Source organism: Pseudarthrobacter sp. BIM B-2242 (genome assembly GCF_014764445.1).
GTDB classification, from domain to species: Bacteria; Actinomycetota; Actinomycetes; order Actinomycetales; family Micrococcaceae; genus Arthrobacter; species Arthrobacter luteus_A.
This window is the reverse complement of the sequence record NZ_CP061721.1, coordinates 2,595,856-2,612,774: the sequence shown is the minus strand read 5'-3', so window position 1 is coordinate 2,612,774 and position 16,919 is coordinate 2,595,856. Positions and strand designations below refer to the sequence as shown.

Genomic DNA, 16,919 nt, shown 5'->3' with positions numbered 1-16,919 from the left:
CGGCGCGGGTCAGGAGACCGGAGCAGTGCCGCGGCTCGTCCTCGCGACACATAACAAAGGCAAGCTCCGGGAGCTCCGCGAGCTCCTGCGCGGCCAGGTTCCCGGGCTCGACGTCGACACCCAGGTGGTGGATGCCGCGGCGGCGGGAGCCCCGGACGTCGTCGAAACGGGTGTGACCTTCGCAGAAAATTCGCTCCTGAAGGCACGGGCGGTGGCTGCGGCCACGGGCCTGGTGGCCATCGCGGACGACTCGGGACTGGCCGTGGACGTCCTTGGCGGTGCGCCGGGGATTTTCTCGGCCCGCTGGGCCGGGCGGCACGGCGACGACGCCGCCAACCTCAGGCTCCTGCTGGACCAGCTCGCCGATGTGCCGGACGGGCACCGCGGTGCGGCATTTGTCTGCGCCGCGGCGCTGGCCGTTCCCGCTGCGGACGGGACCGGACACGAGACCGTGGAGTATGGCCAGCTTGAAGGCATCCTCCTGCGTGAACCGCGGGGTGAGGGCGGTTTCGGCTACGACCCCGTCCTGCAGCCCGCGGGCGAGGACCGCAGCTGTGCCGAGCTCACAGCGGAGGAGAAGAACGCCATCAGCCACCGCGGCAAGGCGTTCCGGGCACTCCTGCCGGCCATCGTCGAGGCCCTGGCGCGGCACTAGAGCCTCACGCCGTTCGTAAACGACTGAGGGAGCCACACACTATGTGTGGCTCCCTCAGCTGGTTCCGGGAACTGTGCCCGACAGCGCTGCGCTAGTCCAGGTTGGTTTTGCGTTCCTCGTGGGGAGCGTGCTCTTCGATGAACTCATCCACCGGATCCGTGCCGAAGCGGGCTGCCTGGCGTTTCGCCGACAGGCCCTTGAGGACCTCGACGCCGATCGGAATCACGGAGATCAGCACAATGGTGATGAAGATGATGTCGATGTTCTCGCCCACCCAGCTGAACTGGCCCAGCCAGGCACCCAGGAGAGTGACGCCGCCGCCCCACAGGAGCGCGCCGATGACGTTGTAGAGGAAGAATTTGCGCTTGTCCATCTGGGCAACGCCCACGATGACAGGCACGAACGTCCTGATGATGGGGACGAAACGGGCAAGGATCAGCGCCTTGCCGCCGTGCTTCTCGAAGAACGCATGGGCACTTTCCACGTTCTCACGCTTGAACAGCCGGGATTCAGGTTTGTTGAAGATGGCCGGCCCGGCTTTGGAACCGATCAGATACCCTGTCTGGTTGCCCAGGATGGCGGCCACAATGATCAGCCCGCACATGCCCCACAGATTGAAGTCAATGGCGCCGGTGGACACCAGCAGGCCGGCGGTGAACAGCATCGAATCGCCGGGCAGGAAAAAGCCCACCAGGAGTCCGGTTTCCGCGAAGACGATGGCGCAGACCAGCAGGACCACCCATGGTCCGAGCGGGGAGTCACGGAGGAAGACATCGGGGTTCAGCCAATCGGGCAGGAACGAGGCCAGCTGTGGCTGGATGGGTCCCGCACCTCCCAGCATGGGCACGGCAAAGTCGCTGATCGCATGAAAGTTCACCTACTCAGGGTACTTGACCGTCCCCTGCCCCCGGGGCTGTCCCGTACCTGCCGGCCGCCGGCGGGCAGGTGATATCCACGACAGGGCCGCCCCGGTGACACGGGAACGGCCCTGTCCGGCGGTAAAGTATGGGCCGTGGGACTGGACTTTACGGCGATCGACTTCGAGACGGCAAACGGCTTCCGGGGATCGCCGTGCGCGGTGGGCCTGACAAAGGTCCGCGGCGGACGCGTGGTGGAGGAAGCCTCCTGGCTGATGCGGCCCCCGGCAAACCACGACCATTTTGAGTACCACAACACCAGGATCCACGGCATCAGGTCCGAGGACGTCGCAGGCCGTCCGCGGTTCGGGGAGCTGTTTCCGGAGATCGGGGCCTTCATTGGCGGGGACATCCTGGCAGCCCACAACGCCGCCTTTGACCTCGGCGTGATCCGGTCCGGCCTTGAGGTCTCAGGGCTCGCCGGTCCTGCCTATGAGTACGTCTGCACCGTGATGCTGTCCCGGCGGTGCTACTCGCTGGTGTCTAATTCCTTGCCGTTCGCCGCCGAGGAAGCCGGTGTGCCGCTGGTCAACCACCACGATGCCGCGGAGGACGCCCGTGCCTGCGCCGGCATCCTGATCGACATCGCGGCGCGCAACAATGCCAACAGCATCGCCGAGCTGTACCTCTCCCTGGGCCTCGAACTTCCCCGGCAGGAATCCTTTGACCCGGCCTATGACGACCTCTCGAAACCCAGCATCGCCGCACTCTCCGGCGCCGCTGCCGGCCGCAGCGGCGCGCCGGTCCGGCCATTCCTCTCCGGCTGGCCGGAGGAAGGCGCCAACCCCTTGCCCAACGCCGACGCCGAGCCGTCCCATCCGCTGTACGGCCAGACTGTGGTCTTCACCGGCGAACTGGCCATGGGCCGTCCGGAGGCAAAGGTGCGCTCGGCCGAGCTGGGTGCCCGGCCGGAGAGCCGCGTGACAGCCCGCACCACCGTGCTTGTGGTGGGCGACGGGTTTGTGGCCTCGGACCTGCGGTCCGGACGGTTGACCGGCAAGGCACGGCGCGTCCTGGAGCTCCATGACCGCGGCCAGCCCATTGAGGTCCTCTCCGAGGGAGAGTTCCTGCAGATGGTGGGCGGCTACGCAGGTGCTGCTGCCGTCTAGGCACGCTGCCTGGTTCATCCGGCGCAACAAATCTTCCCAGCCGTCCGGGCGGCTCCTAGCCTTGCAGGATGAGCAAACCCACGCACGGCTCCGGCAGCGGCATCAACTGGTCCGCCGTGTTTGCCTTCCCCAACCCCGTCAATGAATACGCTGCCCGCATCACCGCCGGCCTGGTGGTGCTTTTGGCAGGCCTGACTCTGCTGGCCGGATCCGGGTGGGGACTGGTCCTGATCGCCGGCGGATTCTGGCTGCGGGTACTGTTCGGGCCTCGAATTTCGCCGCTGGCCCTCCTGTCGGTGAAGGTCCTCGCGCCCCGGCTGGGCCGCGCCCGCCTCGTGCCCGGGCCGCCGAAGCGTTTTGCGCAGGGCATGGGCACGCTGGTCTCCACCACGGCACTGATCCTGTTCGCCGCGGGCGCCGCGCCGGCCGCCTGGATTGTCCTCGCGGTCCTCATCGCGGCGGCCTCGCTCGAAGCCTTCGCGGGATTCTGCCTGGGCTGCGTGATCTTCGGCGTCCTGCAGCGCAGGGGCCTGATCCCGGAGGACGTCTGTGAGGCCTGCAACAACGTGGCGCTCAGGCGGTCGTAACACCCGCCAGCAGATCGGCCATGCCGCGGATGACCTCCGGGGCTTCGAGGGCTTCGAGCCATGCTTTGGGCAGGCACGCCTCCCCGTAGTACGCGCCCAGGATGTTTCCCGCGATGGAACCCGTGGAGTCGCTGTCACCGCTGTGGTTCACGGCCAGGGCGATGGCTGCCCGGAAGTGACCTTCGGGAGACGGCGCGGAATCCTCGCCCGGCGCCGTGGCCAGAACGGCATAAAGCCCGACGGCGAACGCTTCCTCGGCGACCCAGCCTTCGCCGAGGTGCCGCACCAGTTCCTCCGGCGAAAAGACGCCTGCGGCTGCGCCGCGGATTGCTGCTTCGAGCCGCTCCGGGAGCTCCGCCGCCACATCCTTCAGGCCGCGCACCTCATCCAGGACCGCCGCCGCCGCGTCCTGCAGGCTGTCGCCGGCCACCAGGCGGTGGATCAGCAGGCTGAAGCCGCCGGCACTCTGCCGGGCGGACGGATGGCCGTGGGTCAGGGCGGCGGCATCGGCACTCAACTTATAGACGGCGTCGGACGCTATATGGGGAATCAGCCCGAACGGGGCGGAGCGCATCACGGTTCCGCAGCCCTTCGACTCCGGGTTCACCGGCCGGAAAACCGTCCCCATTTCGCCGGTGGCCAGTCCGGTGATGCACGCGTTTCCCGGTGCACGGCGGTGCCGCAGGACGTCATTGGTGTCGATCCAGCGCTTCGGCTGCACAGGGGACGACGACGGCACAGGCTCGCCCTGCGTGGCCAGCCAGCGGAGGTAGGCCAGCCAGATGCAGGCGTTCACATCGGCACCCACCCCGTCATTGGCCCACTCCAGCGCCTCCACCAGGCCGTCCACCGTGTACAGCGTCATCTGGGTGTCGTCCGAAAAGTGGCTGCCGGCGCCGAGCATTGCGGGATCGGTCACGCCGGCGGGGCCGAAACGGCTGCGGATTGCCTCAATGGTGTCGAACTCCACCGCGTAGCCCAGCGAGTCACCCAGGGCGCCGCCCAGCAGGCAGCCGTGGATGCGGGACGTCAGCGAGGGCGCGACGGCGCCCGGATCAATGCTCATACCAGCCAATTTACCGTGGCTCGGAGGCGGCCCGCGCCGGGTGCCCGCCCGGCCATCCACTAAGCTCGGACTCAGCCAACGCCCAGAATTCCTTGGCAGAATGCAGAGGCCGCGGCGGATACATCCCGCCGGCCCCTCAACTCTTTGCGCAGCGACGCTCCAACGAACGCGCAGCGACTCCAACGAAAAGGACTGCCCACCATGACCACGCCTGTTCCCGTCCACCATGATTCCGCCTCCGGGCCGGCAGCAGGCAACAGCGCCGGCATCCGGCACGGGCTGGTGTCCAGGCTGTCCGCAGAAGCGTTCGGCAGCCTCTTCATTGTGGTGGCGGGCCTGGGCGTTCCGCTGTTCTCCATTCCCCAGTCAAGCCCCCTGCCGGCCGCACTCGCCGCAGGCCTGGCCATAACGGCGGCGATGCTGGCTTTCGGTTACGTTTCCGGCGGTCACTTCAACCCCGCCGTCACCGTGGGCCACGCGGTTGCCGGCCGCATCCGCCTGGGGGACGCGGCGGCCTACATCGCCGCGCAGCTGGTGGGCGGCTTGCTGGGTGCCCTGGCACTCTTCGGCATCCTCCGCACCCTGCCGGGCATCCAGGACAGCCGAACGGCTTTCGACACGGTGACCGCCGGCTTCGGTGAGCATTCCATCATCCAGGCGCCCCTGGCCGGCGTGCTCCTGCTCGAGGTGCTCGGCGCGGCCATCCTGGTAGCCGTCTTCCTGGGCACCACCGCCCGCGACAACGTGAACAAGGCCGCCGCCGCCCTGTCAGTGGGTCTCGCCGCCGCCGTCCTGCTCCAGCTTGGCCTGTCCGTGGGCAACGCCCCGTTCAACCCGGCCCGCGCAACCGCCTCCGCCGTGTTCAGCTCCAGCTGGTCCCTTGAGCAGCTGTGGCTGTTCTGGGTTGCCCCGATCGTGGGTGCAGCCATTGCCGGGCTCGTCTTCCGCGGCTTCGCCGCCGGTGACGCCCCCGCCGCAGGTTCTGTAGCGGACACCGAAGCTGATGATGCTGCTGATTTTGACGATCTTGACGACATCGAAGGTAGCGGCGACGCGGCGCGCGACGCCGAATTTTCCGACACCGGGGCCCCTTCAGCGGCCGCCGTGCGGGAGCAGGCCCGCCGCGACGAGGCCCGGGAATTCTTCGACGGCAAGCGTGGCTAGGAGCACCGGCGCGGACGCACTGGCGGAACAGGAAGAGGCAGCCTGCCGCGGCGGTTTCCTGCGTTGTCAGTGGCAGCCGATAGCGTAGGAATATGCGGTTATTGCACACCTCGGACTGGCACTTGGGCCGGTCGTTCCACGGCGTCGGAATGCTGGACGCCCAACGGTCATTTGTTGATCAGCTTGTCAGTACCGTCTCTTCGGAGGCGATTGACGTTGTCCTGATCGCCGGTGATGTGTACGATCGCGCCCTGCCGGGTGTGGACGTCGTGCGCCTGCTGGATGACGCGCTGGTCCGGCTGACAGCGGCGGGCGCCCGGGTTGTGCTGACCAGCGGCAACCACGACTCCGCCATCCGGCTGGGTTTCGCCTCCCGCCTGCTGGAGCGTGGCGGAGTGCACCTGCGGACCAGGCTGGCGGACCTGGACCAGCCCCTGGTCCTGCCCCTGGAGCCCGGCGCGGCCGCTGGCCCGGGGGCCGGCGGGAGCAAGGACAACGCCGCCGTCCTGGCCATCTACGGAATCCCGTGGCTGGAGCCACGCCTCGTCGCGGAACAGCTGGGCGCAGAGCCTGCGAGCCACTTCGCCGTCACCCGGGCCGCAACAGACCGCATCCGGGCGGATCTCGCACAGCGCAGCGCGGGGGGAACCGTGCATTCCGTTGTGCTCGCCCATACATTCGCCAGCGGCGGGATCAGCTCCGACAGCGAACGGGACCTCAGAATCGGGGGAGTCGGCGCCGTTCCGCTGGACCTGTTTGATGGCTTCAGCTACACCGCACTGGGCCACCTGCACGGCCGGCAGACCCTGTCACCGCAGGTCAGGTATTCAGGCTCGCCCCTGGCCTACTCGTTCTCCGAGGCCAGGCACACCAAAGGAAGCTGGCTGATTGACGTCGGCCCGGAGGGAGTCACCAACGTCTCGGAACTGTCGTGGGACGCTCCCCGGAAGCTGGCGGTGCTCCGCGGCGAAATCACCGAACTCCTGGAGTCCGGCGACCACGCCTGGGCCGAGGACGCCTTTTGCCAGATCACGCTGACCGACGCGCAACGGCCGCAGCAGGCCATGGAGCGGCTGCGGGCGCGCTTCCCGGACACGCTGGTCCTCGGGTTTGATCCGCAGGGCGGCTCCGCCAAGGCAACCACCAGCTACAGCACGCGGCTTGCCGAAGCCCAGGACGACCTTTCGGTCTGCTGCGGTTTCCTGGAGCATGTCCGGGGACGGGATGCGGATGACGCCGAGCGGCTGGCCATCGCCGGTGCGCTGGACAACGTGCGCCTCCGGGAGGCATCACTATGAGAATCCACCGCCTGACCATGTCAGCGTTCGGACCGTTCGCCGGCACTGAAGAGGTGGACTTCGACAGGCTGAGCGCCCACGGCCTTTTCCTCCTGAACGGACCCACAGGAGCCGGCAAAACCAGCGTGCTGGATGCCGTCTGCTTCGCGCTGTACGGATCGGTGCCAGGTGCGCGCCAGGAAGGCAAGCGCCTCCGCAGCGACCATGCTGAGCCTGCGCTTGAACCGTCTGTGACCTGCGAGTTTTCCGCCCAGGGACGCCACTTCGAGGTCACCCGGTCTCCGGCCTGGGACAAGCCCAGCGCCCGCGGCAAGTACGGCTTCACCACCCAGCAGGCGAAGACCCTCCTGCGGGAACGCGTTGGCGGGGCGTGGACGGACAGGTCCGGCCGAAACGACGAGGCCGGCGCTGAAATTACTGCCCTGCTGGGCATGGACCGCGAACAGTTCACCCGGGTGGTCATGTTGCCCCAGGGGGACTTCGCGGCCTTCCTAAGGTCAAAGGCCTCCGACCGCCTGGAACTGCTGCAGAAACTTTTCGGCACGCAGCGGTTCGAGGCGCTGGAACAGGAACTGTCCGCCCGGGCCCTGGCCGCCCGGAACGATGTTGCCAAGCTCAACGCGGAGCTTGAACTGCTGGCCGCACGGGCGGAAGCCGAGGCCTCGGCACTGGCGATCGATGATGCTGCCGCGGCCGGCCCTGGCTCTAGCGGCGGCTTAGGCACTGGCGCGGGTCATGACGCGGACGCTGCCGGAGGGGCAGGCAACGCCTGGGACGAACCCGGCGCCCGGCTTGGCTGGCTCCAGGCGGCCGTAGCCCGGCGTGCGGCCGAACTCGCAGCAGCAGCGGAGACCGCGGTGTCGGTGAGCAAACACGCATCAGCCACGCTGGAGAGCGAAACGTCGAGGCGGGAACGGCAGCGGAGGCTGGCCGCCGCGCAGGCCCGGAAGGAAGCCGCTGAGGCGTCGCTTCCGGCCCTTGAGGTGCTGACTTCGCGGCTGGACCAGCACCGTCGCGCCGAGGTGCTCACCGGCCAACTGCAGGCTGTGCAGTCGAGCGAAAGGCAGGTCCGGAACGCGGCAGGCGAGATGGAATCGGCCATCACGCTCCTGCGGATGGCCGCGGGCGAAGACCCCGAACTCGAACATCTGGATCTTTCCGCTTTGGATGCGGCACAGGGGACAGCCGCGGGACCGGGTGCGGACTCGCTTGGGCTCTTGGGCACGGACGGGTTTCCGGACACGGACGGCGGCAATGGCATGCCCGGAACAGGCACCGGCGTGGCCGCCGACGGGAATGCAGACGCCGTCGTCGCCCTAGACGTCACAGATGAACTCAGCCGTATCCGGTCACTGCTGGCGGTCGTTGAAGCCAGGCTGCCGGACGAGGAGCGCCTCCAGGCACTGGCCGCGAGGCGCACTTCGCTCGCGGCCCGGCAGCAGGAACTGACCCAATCCGGCAGGGAACTCGTCGAGCGGCTAGCGGACCTTCGGGCCCGGCAGGCGGACCTGACGGCCGAACTGAAGCCCCTGGAAGTGGTGGCCTCGGCGGCCGTCCTGCACGCGAAGGAAGCCGCAGCCGCGGAGGAACTCCTGGACGTTGTCCGCCGCTACGGGACGGCAGTTACGGCGCAGAAGCAGGCCATACAGCGGCACTCGGCATCCCGGGAGATCCAGCTCGAGGCGAAGGCCCGCTGGCTGGACGCGCGTGAGGAGAGGCTTGCCAACGCTGCCGCCGAGCTCGCGGCCCACCTGGCTGAGGGGGACGCCTGCCCGGTCTGTGGCAGCGAAGACCATCCGGCCCCCGCGGAGGCGGCGGCGTCCGCGCTTGGGCTCAGCCAGGCTGAAGAGATTGCCCAACATGCTTATGAGGAAGCCGAGGCGAAACTGGCAGCAATCACCGCCGAGCTTGGCGAGGCCGGCCAGTTGGTGGCTGTCCTGGCCGGCCAGGGCGGTGACACGCCCGAGGACGAGGCCGTCCAGGCCGTGGCAGCCGCCCGCCACGCTGCCGGCCAGTCCCGGCTCGCCGTGAAGAACCTTGAGGACCTCCGGAAGAGGATCGAAGCCGCAGAAGTCCGGATCGAGGCCGCGGAAGCGGAGAGGAGCGCCGCGGCGGACGAACTCGCGCGGGTTACGGCGGCGTCGGCCGAGGTCGGGGACACTCTGGCATCCCTGGACCAGGCGCTGTCCGGCCTGCGTGGCAGTCACCGCAGCCTCACACGCCGGCTGCGGTCGCTGCGGGAGGCCGCGGCCACGCTGGAGAAGGCCGTGGCAGCCCGGGACCTGCTGGACAAAGCCAAAGCCCGGTCGGAGGAAGCACGTCTTCAGCTTGAGCGTGCTTTACCCGAGGCCGGCTTCAGTAGTGCCGGAGAAGTCCGGGCCCAGCTGTTGGCGGCGGCTGAGGCAGCTGCCCTGCACGCCGAGGTCCGGGCCGGCCACGACGAACAGGCCCGGATTGCCGAGCTCTTCGCATCGGAGGAACTGCAGCGGGCTGTAAAGGAAGCGGCTGAGGATTCGGCAGGTGACGGGGACCTCCTGGCGGAGCTTCAGGAAGCAGCCGCGAAGGCAGGGCAGGAAGCGCGTGACGCCGACCTCGCCGCCGGCATGGCCGCACGCTGTGCTGAATCGTTGACCACAATCCGCCGCGACTATGAACAGCTCGCCGGATCAGGACAAGGGCCCAGGGAGCACGCCCGGCTGCTCACTGCCCTGGCAGACACTGCTGCGGGCCGCGGCGACAACACGTACCGGATGAGCCTGAACAGCTACGTCCTTGCCGCGCGGCTGGAACAGGTGGCGTTGGCGGCCTCGGAGCGGCTGGTTGCCATGAGCGACGGCCGCTACCTGTTGCAGCACTCCGACGCCAAGGCCGCCCGCGGCGCGAAATCCGGGCTGGGCCTTGAAGTGGTGGACCAGTGGACCGGTCATCGCAGGGATACATCCACCCTCTCCGGCGGGGAATCCTTTATGGCCTCGCTCTCACTCGCGCTGGGGCTGGCGGACGTGGTCCAGCAGGAATCCGGCGGAATCCAGATTGACACGCTCTTTGTGGACGAGGGCTTCGGCAGCCTGGACGAGCAGTCCCTGGAACAGGTCATGGATGCGCTGGAAGGCCTCCGCGATGGCGGACGTGTGGTGGGCCTCGTCAGCCACGTGGGGGAGATGAAGCAGCGCATCGGCACCCAGCTCCAGGTCCTGAAGGGCCGCAACGGTTCCACCCTGCGCATTTCCGACGCCGCCGAGGTTCTGGTCTGATCCGGCTATAATTAGACAGTTACCGGGTCAGCGCGCATCGGGAGGAGGGACGATGCGCATGAATGAACGAGCCCGGAACTTTGAACCCTTCACCCCTTTCTTCGCTTTCCGCTGAGCCGGAAGTCTCCGCCCGCCCCACTGAGACCGACGTGCCGGTCCGCCCGGCTGTCTCGGCCGCCCCGCCGTCTCCACCGCGCGGCCGCTTTGCCAGGCTGCCGCATCTCGCCGGCCGCAGCTTCATTCCGGTCGGGCTGTTCGCCCGGCTGCCGCTGGCCATGCTCACGGTCGGCGCCCTGACCCTGGTGACGTCGTCCACTGGCTCCTATGCCTTGGGTGGCACCGCCGCCGGGGCCGTCGGAATCGGCTCAGCCATCGGTGCGCCGGTTATCGGCGCCCTTGCTGACCGGCACGGGCAACGGCCCGTTCTTTTGGTGGCCGCAGTGCTCAACGCCTTGGCCGTGCTGGCCCTGATCGGTACGGCGTGGGCTGTGCCGGAAGACGGATCCTTTCCGGCGGCCCTGATCCTGTCAGCCTTCCTCGCGGGCGGAAGCTGCCCCCAGGTCGGCCCGCTTGCCCGTGTCCGCTGGATGGCCCTGACCGCGCGGGGCAAAGGCAAGGACGCTGACCGGGATCTTGATACTGCGTTGTCCTACGAGGGCACGGCCGACGAACTCACCTTTGTCCTGGGCCCGGCACTTGTGGGCATCCTCGCCAGCGTGGTGGCCCCCTGGCTACCGCTCGCCGTGGCGGTGGTCATGACCATTACCCTGGTGCCTGCCTTCGCTGTGCACCCCACGCACAAGGCGGTACCCGTAAGGCTGATCCCGGGAGCGAATTCCGCCCCAGCCCATGCCGCCGGAACCAGCGCCAAGTCATCCCGCGCAGCCCGGATTCACGCTGCGGTTTCCCTGCCTGTGCTGGCCATGGTGGCCATGGGCACCTTCTTCGGGTCCACCCAGACGGCCCTGAGTTCATTCTCCGCGAGCTTCGCAACGTCCGAAATCGCGGGACTTCTGTATGCGGTACTGGGAGTGAGTTCCGCCGCTGCCGCCCTGTCGGTTGCATATTGGCCGCGGAGCTTTAAGCCTGCCGCCCGCTGGCTGGTTAGCGCGGCACTGATGGCGGGGCTGGCGCCGTTACTGCTGGCGCCGGACTCCCTCGGCGGGATGGTCGGTGTGCTGCTGCTCCTCGGACTGCCGGTGGGTCCGGTGATGGTCACCGTATTTGCCATTGGTGGCATTGTTGCGCCCGCGGAGAGGCTTGGCACGGTGATGACTGCCCTGGCCAGCGGGATCGTGGCGGGCACGGCACTGGGAGCTTCCGTGGCCGGCCAGTTGGCGCAGCACGCCGGCTACCATGCCGCCTTTGCCGTCCCCGTGGCTGCTGCCGGTGCGCTGTTTGTGCTCGGCGTGGCCGCTGCTGCCGTGCTCCGGAAACACACAACGTAGAGCCAGGAACCCACAGGCAAAAAGGGAAAGGCTAGGGAGTCAACTGGCTGATGGCGTACTCGTCGGACAGCTGCTCGAAGTGCCGGTAGAAGCTGCCCACGGCGCGGAACTTGCCAGGCAAGTGCAGGCACAGCACGGCGTCGCAGACCTCGGACACGGCGGTGTAGGCTTCCACCGATCCCACCGGGGCGGCGGCCACCACAGCGCCCGCACCGGCCGACCGGACTGCCTCCACAGCGGCCCGCATGGTGGCGCCGGTGGCGAGGCCGTCGTCCACCAGTATGACGGTCTTGCCCTTTAAATCATGGTGGATGCCCGGGTAGGTCTCTGCCCGGCGGAGCAGTTCGGCCCGCTCGCGGTGTTCCACTTCGTCCAGCCACTCCTGGCGTACGCCGTGCTTCATGACCCGGGTCATCAGCGGACGGTTCAGCAGCCGCACTACCCGTCCACCGGACCAGGCCAGCGCGCCGTAGGCTGTTTCGTCGTGGCCCGGAATCCCGAGTTTCCTGACCAGGACGGCACCGAGGGGCAGGTACAGGGCTTTGGCAGCTGCCGCCGCAACGGGAATCCCGCCACGGGCCAGGCCCAGCACGATCGCATCCGGGCGTTCCCGGAACTGCGTGAGTACCGCCGCCAGCTTCTCACCGGCATCGGTGCGGTCTTCAAAACGCGTGCTCATGGGTCCCTCTCCGGCATCTCGCCCCCGCCATCCAGCCTACCGCCGCCCGGTGAATTGGCGGGATACTCCAGCGACGCCGCGGCTGGTAACCGGCGGGCGCAGGTCAGGGTGGCCCTGGTCAGACGCCGAGGAACGAGATGGCGCCCTGCTTGAAGGCCCTGCTGGTGATGGCGTTGGTGTGGCTCCGCCCGGGCAGCACCAGCTGTTCCGCCATGGACCCGGCGCGGGCCGCGAGATCGGCAAGCCGTGGCATGGTGCCTGCGCGTTCATCCTTATCTCCGGCCACCAGGAGCATGGGCATGTGCGGCACTGCTTCTGCCGGATCAAAGGGCTCGGCCTTGATGGCTTCAATCAGGGACAACAGCGCGAAAATGTTGTTGCTTGGCAGGAGCATGGCCATCTTCAACAGCCCGGCTGTGGACTGGTCAGCAATGGGAGTACCGTCGGCGAGGTAGCGCTGGGCTGCGATGAGGTCGAATTCCGCCAGGGGGTCAGCGATGTTAGGGCCGCCGAGGACCATCCGGTGGACCAGCTCGGGCTGGGTGGCGCCGAACTCCCAGGCGAGGCGGGAGCCCAACGAATAACCCACCACGTCAACCCCGCTGGCAGGGTCACCGTCCACCACAGGCCGCACGCCGGCGTCGAACGTTATCTGCAGCAGATCCGCACGGATCCGGCTCGGGGTGTAGGAATCGAGGTCCTCCGGGGCGCCGCTGCGGCCGTGGCCGGGCAGGTCAACGGTAATGACGCGCCGGCCTGCTTCCAGGAGGGCCGCCAGCCAGCCGGTGTCCTCCCAGTTCAGCTTGCTGGAGGAGGAGAAGCCGTGGATCAGCAGGACGGGCCGGAGTCCCGCGTCAGTGGCCGGATCATGCACCTCCACATACAGCTGGGGGTCGGTGCCCTCAACAGTGTGCGAATGCATCTCGCCGGTGTGCCTGCCGCTCATAGTGTCTGTCCTCGTCAAGTACGGCGCTCAGGCGGGCCCGGCGCGTCGGTGCGTCATCCTTCGGGACCACTTTACCTGCCGGCGGACCGGGCGCCTCAACTGCGGATTTACCGGTTCCGCTCCCTGCATCTGAGGAGCAGTTGATGCAGTTATGAGAGCTCAAAAAGGCATCAACTGTTACCTACCTGGGGTTGCGCCGGCGGGCGGCGAACCGTGCGCCTGCCCAGCAGGCAGCGGCAAGGACTGCGACGAGGGCGAACGTGGAAAGCAGCTGGATGCGGCTGCTTTCGGCGCTGAAGCCGACGGCGAAGATCAGGGCCAGCAGCACCAGGCCGAAGATGGTCAGGCCCGGGAAGCCGTTCATCCGGAGCGGCAGGGCAGTCGCGTCCCGGTCCGCCCGGCGGCGGAGAATCAGCTGGGACACCAGGGCCGTGCCCCAGACCACCAGGCAGGTGGAGCCCACCAGCTGGAACAGGGCCGGCAGGATCCGGTCCGGGAACAGCAGTTCAAGCACGGTGGCGAAGAAGCCGAATGCCACCGAGATGCCCACCGCAATCATGGGTACGCTGGCGCCGCTCAGGCGTGAGAGGAAGCGGGGTGCCTCGCCGCGTTCCGCGAGGGAGTAGGCCATGCGGGACGCTCCGTAGAGGTTCGCGTTGAGGGCCGAGAGAAGCGCGACGACGGCGACTAACGTGATTGCCGTGCCGGCGCCCGGGATCCGGGCTGCGTCGAGCACACCCGCGAAAGGCGAGGCAAGACCTTCGGAGCTGACCGGCAGGACGGCTGCGATGACGAAGACTGAGCCGATGTAGAAAATCAGGATGCGCCACAGTACGGTCCGCACGGCCCGGCCCACGCTGTGTTCCGGATCCTCGGTCTCGGCGGCGGCAACGGCCACGATTTCGGTCCCGCCGAAGGCGAAGATCACCACGAACAGCGCCGTAGCGATGCCGCCTAGTCCCGCCGGAGCGAAATCTGAGGTGATGTTGGCCAGACCCGGCGAGGCAACGTCAGGAAGAAGGCCAAGCAGCAGCGCGGCGCCGACTCCCAGGAACAGGACAATGGCGAGGACCTTGAGGATGGCGAACCAGAACTCGAACTCGCCGAAGTTCTTCACTCCGGTCAGGTTGATGCCGGTGAACACCACCATAAAGATCAGAGCAAGCGCCCAGACGGGGATCACCGGCCACACGGTAAACAGGAGGCCTGCGGCTCCGAGGGCCTCGGCGGCAATGACCACCACCAGCTGGAGCCACCACAGCCAGCCCACGGTGGCGCCTGCCGTTTTACCCAGTGCCCGCTCGGCGTACACGGAGAAAGCGCCGCTGGTGGGATTGGCCGCGGCCATCTCGCCCAGAGCCCACATCACCAGGATGATAAGCGTTCCGGCCACCAGGTAGGACACCAGGACGGCCGGTCCGGCCGCCTGCACACCCGCTCCCGACCCCAGGAACAGGCCGGCGCCGATCGCGCTGCCCAGGCCCATCATGGTGAGCTGCCGGGGTTTCATGGTGTGGCCGAGATGGGCTTCCGGACGCACTGCCGTGGACTTCGCTGTCATGCCTGTGAACCTTCTTGGGTAGGGGGCGCCCCTCGAAAGGGACCATTTGAATTTACCCCCTGGGCCAGGGGTCCTGCGCACGAAACATTTTGTATCGGACGAAAGTGGCCGTAGAATCAGTTCTGGTCAATATGACTATAACTAAGGGTTGGCGTGGCGCAGTGGCCGCGATGCAGCGGGAAGCGGGTGAGGGGCCTTGTACAGCAGTTCAGCGAACGTTTCCGAACGCTCCGTGGCAGCGCCGACGCTCGCCATCTCCACCGTCATCTTCGCCCTGCGCCCGAGTGAATCCTCGGGCCGCCCCACCCTCTGGATCCCGCTGGTCCGCAGAATCCGTGAGCCGTTCAAGGACCTCTGGGCACTCCCGGGCGGCCCGCTGACGCACAACGAATCGCTGCAGGACGCGGCGTCGCGGAACCTCCGGGAAACCACCGGGCTGGCTCCCAGCTACGTGGAGCAGCTCTACGCTTTTGGCGGCCTGCACCGCTCGCCTACCCAGCGGGTGGTGTCGATCGTCTACTGGGCCCTGGTCCAGCCCACCGAGGCCGCCCTGGCCGACGAATCGGAAAACGTGAAGTGGTTCCGGGCGGACAAGGTGGGCGGGCTGGCTTTCGACCACAACGCCATTGTGGACTACGCGCTCTGGAGGCTGCGGAACAAGCTGGCCTACGGTTCGGTGGCCTACCACTTTCTGGGGGAGTACTTCACGCTCGCCCAGGTCCGGGAAGTCTACGAAGCCGTCCTGGACACCCGGCTGGACCCGGCAAACTTCCGCCGCCAGCTCAAATCCACACCGGAAATCGAAGAAACCGGCGAATACCTCCAGGGCGGCAAACACCGCCCGCCGCGTCTTTACCGCTTCACCGGCCGCCCCGGCCTTGACCCAGATAACAGGAGCACACCATGAGCAGCGTCAACACAGCCATCCAGCTGATCACGCGCGAACAGGCCGAAGGCGCGGCACGGCGCGCGGCTGCGGGCGACACAGCCGGCACCTGCAGCCCTGCCCTGGCCAAGGGCCCGTGGGAGTACGACCTTGCCGAAGCGCTCGCAGGCGCCCCCGCCTACGGCCCCGGCGCCTCCAGCGCCGACGTAGCACCGGCGGCCACCCCGCGCCAGGGCCAGCTGCCTGAGGAATACAAGGCCGCCAGCGATGCTGAGCTGGACCTGCGCATCCGCGCTGCCAAGGAAAAGCTGGGCGACCGGGCAGTGGTCCTGGGCCACTTCTACCAGCGCGACGAAGTCATCCAGTACGCGGACTTTGTGGGCGACTCCTTCCAGCTAGCCAACGCGGCCCTCACCCGGCCCGACGCCGAGGCCATCATCTTCTGCGGTGTGCATTTCATGGCCGAGACAGCGGACATCCTCTCGACGCCGGAGCAGGCCGTTATCCTGCCCAACCTCGCCGCCGGCTGCTCCATGGCGGACATGGCTGACGAGGATTCCGTGGAGGAATGCTGGGAACAGCTCGAGGAGATCTTCGGCACCGAGGCCGACGCCGAGGGGCGGGTACCGGTCATTCCGGTCACCTACATGAACTCCTCGGCAGCCCTGAAGGCTTTCTGCGGCCGCAACGGCGGCATCGTCTGCACCTCCTCCAACGCCAAGCTGGTGCTGGAGTGGGCGTTCGAGCGGGGCCAGCGTGTCCTGTTCTTCCCCGACCAGCACCTGGGCCGCAACACCGCCAAAGCCATGGGCGTGCCGCTGGAGCAGATGCCCATGTGGAACCCGCGCAAGGAACTCGGCGGCAACGACGGGCAGGCACTGCTCGATTCCCGCGTCATCCTCTGGCACGGCTTCTGCTCGGTCCACAAGCGCTTCAACGTCGGCCAGATCGAGAAGGCCCGCGCCGATTACCCCGGCGTCAACGTGATCGTGCATCCAGAATGCCCCATGGAGGTGGTGGACGCAGCCGATTCGGCCGGTTCCACCGACTTCATCAAGAAGGCAATCGCCGCGGCCACTGAACCAACCACCTTTGCAATCGGCACCGAGATCAACATGGTCAACCGGCTCGCCGCCGAATACCCGCAGCACACCATCTTCTGCCTGGACCCCGTCATCTGCCCGTGCTCCACGATGTACCGGATCCACCCCGGCTACCTTGCCTGGGTCCTGGAAGAGCTGGTGGAGGGACGGGTCGTCAACCGCATCACGGTGGACGACTCAGTCCAGGACAACGCCAAGATTGCCCTCGAGCGTATGCTCGCCGCCCGCCCCCTGTAATCCCGTTGT

Annotated in this window: 14 protein-coding genes; 9 read left to right on the top strand and 5 right to left on the bottom strand. The window is 67.6% G+C overall.

All coding sequences use genetic code 11. The features are described 5' to 3' along the window. Positions 1-25: 25 nt before the first annotated feature. Complete coding sequence (gene rdgB, locus IDT60_RS12005) at positions 26-655, top strand: RdgB/HAM1 family non-canonical purine NTP pyrophosphatase (protein ID WP_223883704.1); 630 nt, start codon at positions 26-28, stop codon at positions 653-655. A gap of 91 nt (positions 656-746) precedes the next feature. Here rdgB and IDT60_RS12000 read toward each other — a convergent pair whose 3' ends face one another. After that, positions 747-1,517: a VTT domain-containing protein gene (locus IDT60_RS12000; RefSeq protein WP_280113775.1), complete on the bottom strand. Its 771-nt coding sequence runs from the start codon at positions 1,515-1,517 to the stop codon at positions 747-749. A 150-nt stretch (positions 1,518-1,667) separates the two neighbouring features. Here IDT60_RS12000 and IDT60_RS11995 point away from each other — a divergent pair, with 150 nt between their 5' ends. Next, entirely contained in the window at positions 1,668-2,681 is a 1,014-nt protein-coding gene (locus IDT60_RS11995) for an exonuclease domain-containing protein (RefSeq protein WP_164199078.1), read from the top strand. Positions 2,682-2,749: 68 nt separating this feature from the next. Continuing rightward, positions 2,750-3,268: a DUF4395 domain-containing protein gene (locus IDT60_RS11990; protein ID WP_191079250.1), complete on the top strand. Its 519-nt coding sequence runs from the start codon at positions 2,750-2,752 to the stop codon at positions 3,266-3,268. Here IDT60_RS11990 and IDT60_RS11985 read toward each other — a convergent pair. Continuing rightward, positions 3,255-4,334, bottom strand: a complete 1,080-nt coding sequence (locus tag IDT60_RS11985; protein WP_191079249.1) for an ADP-ribosylglycohydrolase family protein — start codon at positions 4,332-4,334, stop codon at positions 3,255-3,257. The two genes, IDT60_RS11990 and IDT60_RS11985, sit on opposite strands and share 14 nt — an antisense overlap. A gap of 201 nt (positions 4,335-4,535) precedes the next feature. Here IDT60_RS11985 and IDT60_RS11980 point away from each other — a divergent pair, with 201 nt between their 5' ends. From IDT60_RS11980 to IDT60_RS11965, 4 genes are all read left to right on the top strand, one after another. Beyond that, on the top strand, positions 4,536-5,498 hold the full coding sequence (locus IDT60_RS11980; protein WP_191079248.1) for an aquaporin: 963 nt from the start codon (positions 4,536-4,538) through the stop codon (positions 5,496-5,498). Positions 5,499-5,590: 92 nt separating this feature from the next. Next, positions 5,591-6,796 (top strand): exonuclease SbcCD subunit D, encoded by a 1,206-nt coding sequence (locus tag IDT60_RS11975; protein ID WP_191079247.1) that lies wholly within the window; start codon positions 5,591-5,593, stop codon positions 6,794-6,796. Further along, entirely contained in the window at positions 6,793-10,050 is a 3,258-nt protein-coding gene (locus tag IDT60_RS11970) for an AAA family ATPase (RefSeq protein WP_191079246.1), read from the top strand. Before IDT60_RS11975 ends, IDT60_RS11970 begins: the two co-directional genes overlap by 4 nt. Before the next feature lie 62 nt (positions 10,051-10,112). Beyond that, a complete protein-coding gene (locus IDT60_RS11965) occupies positions 10,113-11,498 on the top strand; it encodes an MFS transporter (protein WP_191079245.1) in 1,386 nt (461 codons plus the stop codon). 31 nt (positions 11,499-11,529) lie between these two features. Here IDT60_RS11965 and IDT60_RS11960 read toward each other — a convergent pair whose 3' ends face one another. From IDT60_RS11960 to IDT60_RS11950, 3 genes are all read right to left on the bottom strand, one after another. Beyond that, on the bottom strand, positions 11,530-12,177 hold the full coding sequence (locus tag IDT60_RS11960) for a phosphoribosyltransferase (protein ID WP_191079244.1): 648 nt from the start codon (positions 12,175-12,177) through the stop codon (positions 11,530-11,532). 118 nt (positions 12,178-12,295) lie between these two features. Continuing rightward, positions 12,296-13,123: an alpha/beta fold hydrolase gene (locus IDT60_RS11955; RefSeq protein ID WP_164199093.1), complete on the bottom strand. Its 828-nt coding sequence runs from the start codon at positions 13,121-13,123 to the stop codon at positions 12,296-12,298. A 181-nt stretch (positions 13,124-13,304) separates the two neighbouring features. After that, the gene (locus IDT60_RS11950; RefSeq protein WP_191079243.1) at positions 13,305-14,684 is read right to left on the bottom strand and encodes an amino acid permease; all 1,380 of its coding nucleotides are present in this window, start codon (positions 14,682-14,684) and stop codon (positions 13,305-13,307) included. A 196-nt stretch (positions 14,685-14,880) separates the two neighbouring features. Here IDT60_RS11950 and IDT60_RS11945 point away from each other — a divergent pair, with 196 nt between their 5' ends. Both IDT60_RS11945 and nadA read left to right on the top strand, forming a co-directional pair. Beyond that, the gene (locus IDT60_RS11945) at positions 14,881-15,591 is read left to right on the top strand and encodes an NUDIX domain-containing protein (RefSeq protein WP_191079242.1); all 711 of its coding nucleotides are present in this window, start codon (positions 14,881-14,883) and stop codon (positions 15,589-15,591) included. After that, positions 15,588-16,910, top strand: coding sequence for a quinolinate synthase NadA (nadA, locus tag IDT60_RS11940; protein ID WP_191079241.1), 1,323 nt, complete (start codon positions 15,588-15,590; stop codon positions 16,908-16,910). Before IDT60_RS11945 ends, nadA begins: the two co-directional genes overlap by 4 nt. The last annotated feature ends 9 nt before the right edge of the window (positions 16,911-16,919 follow it).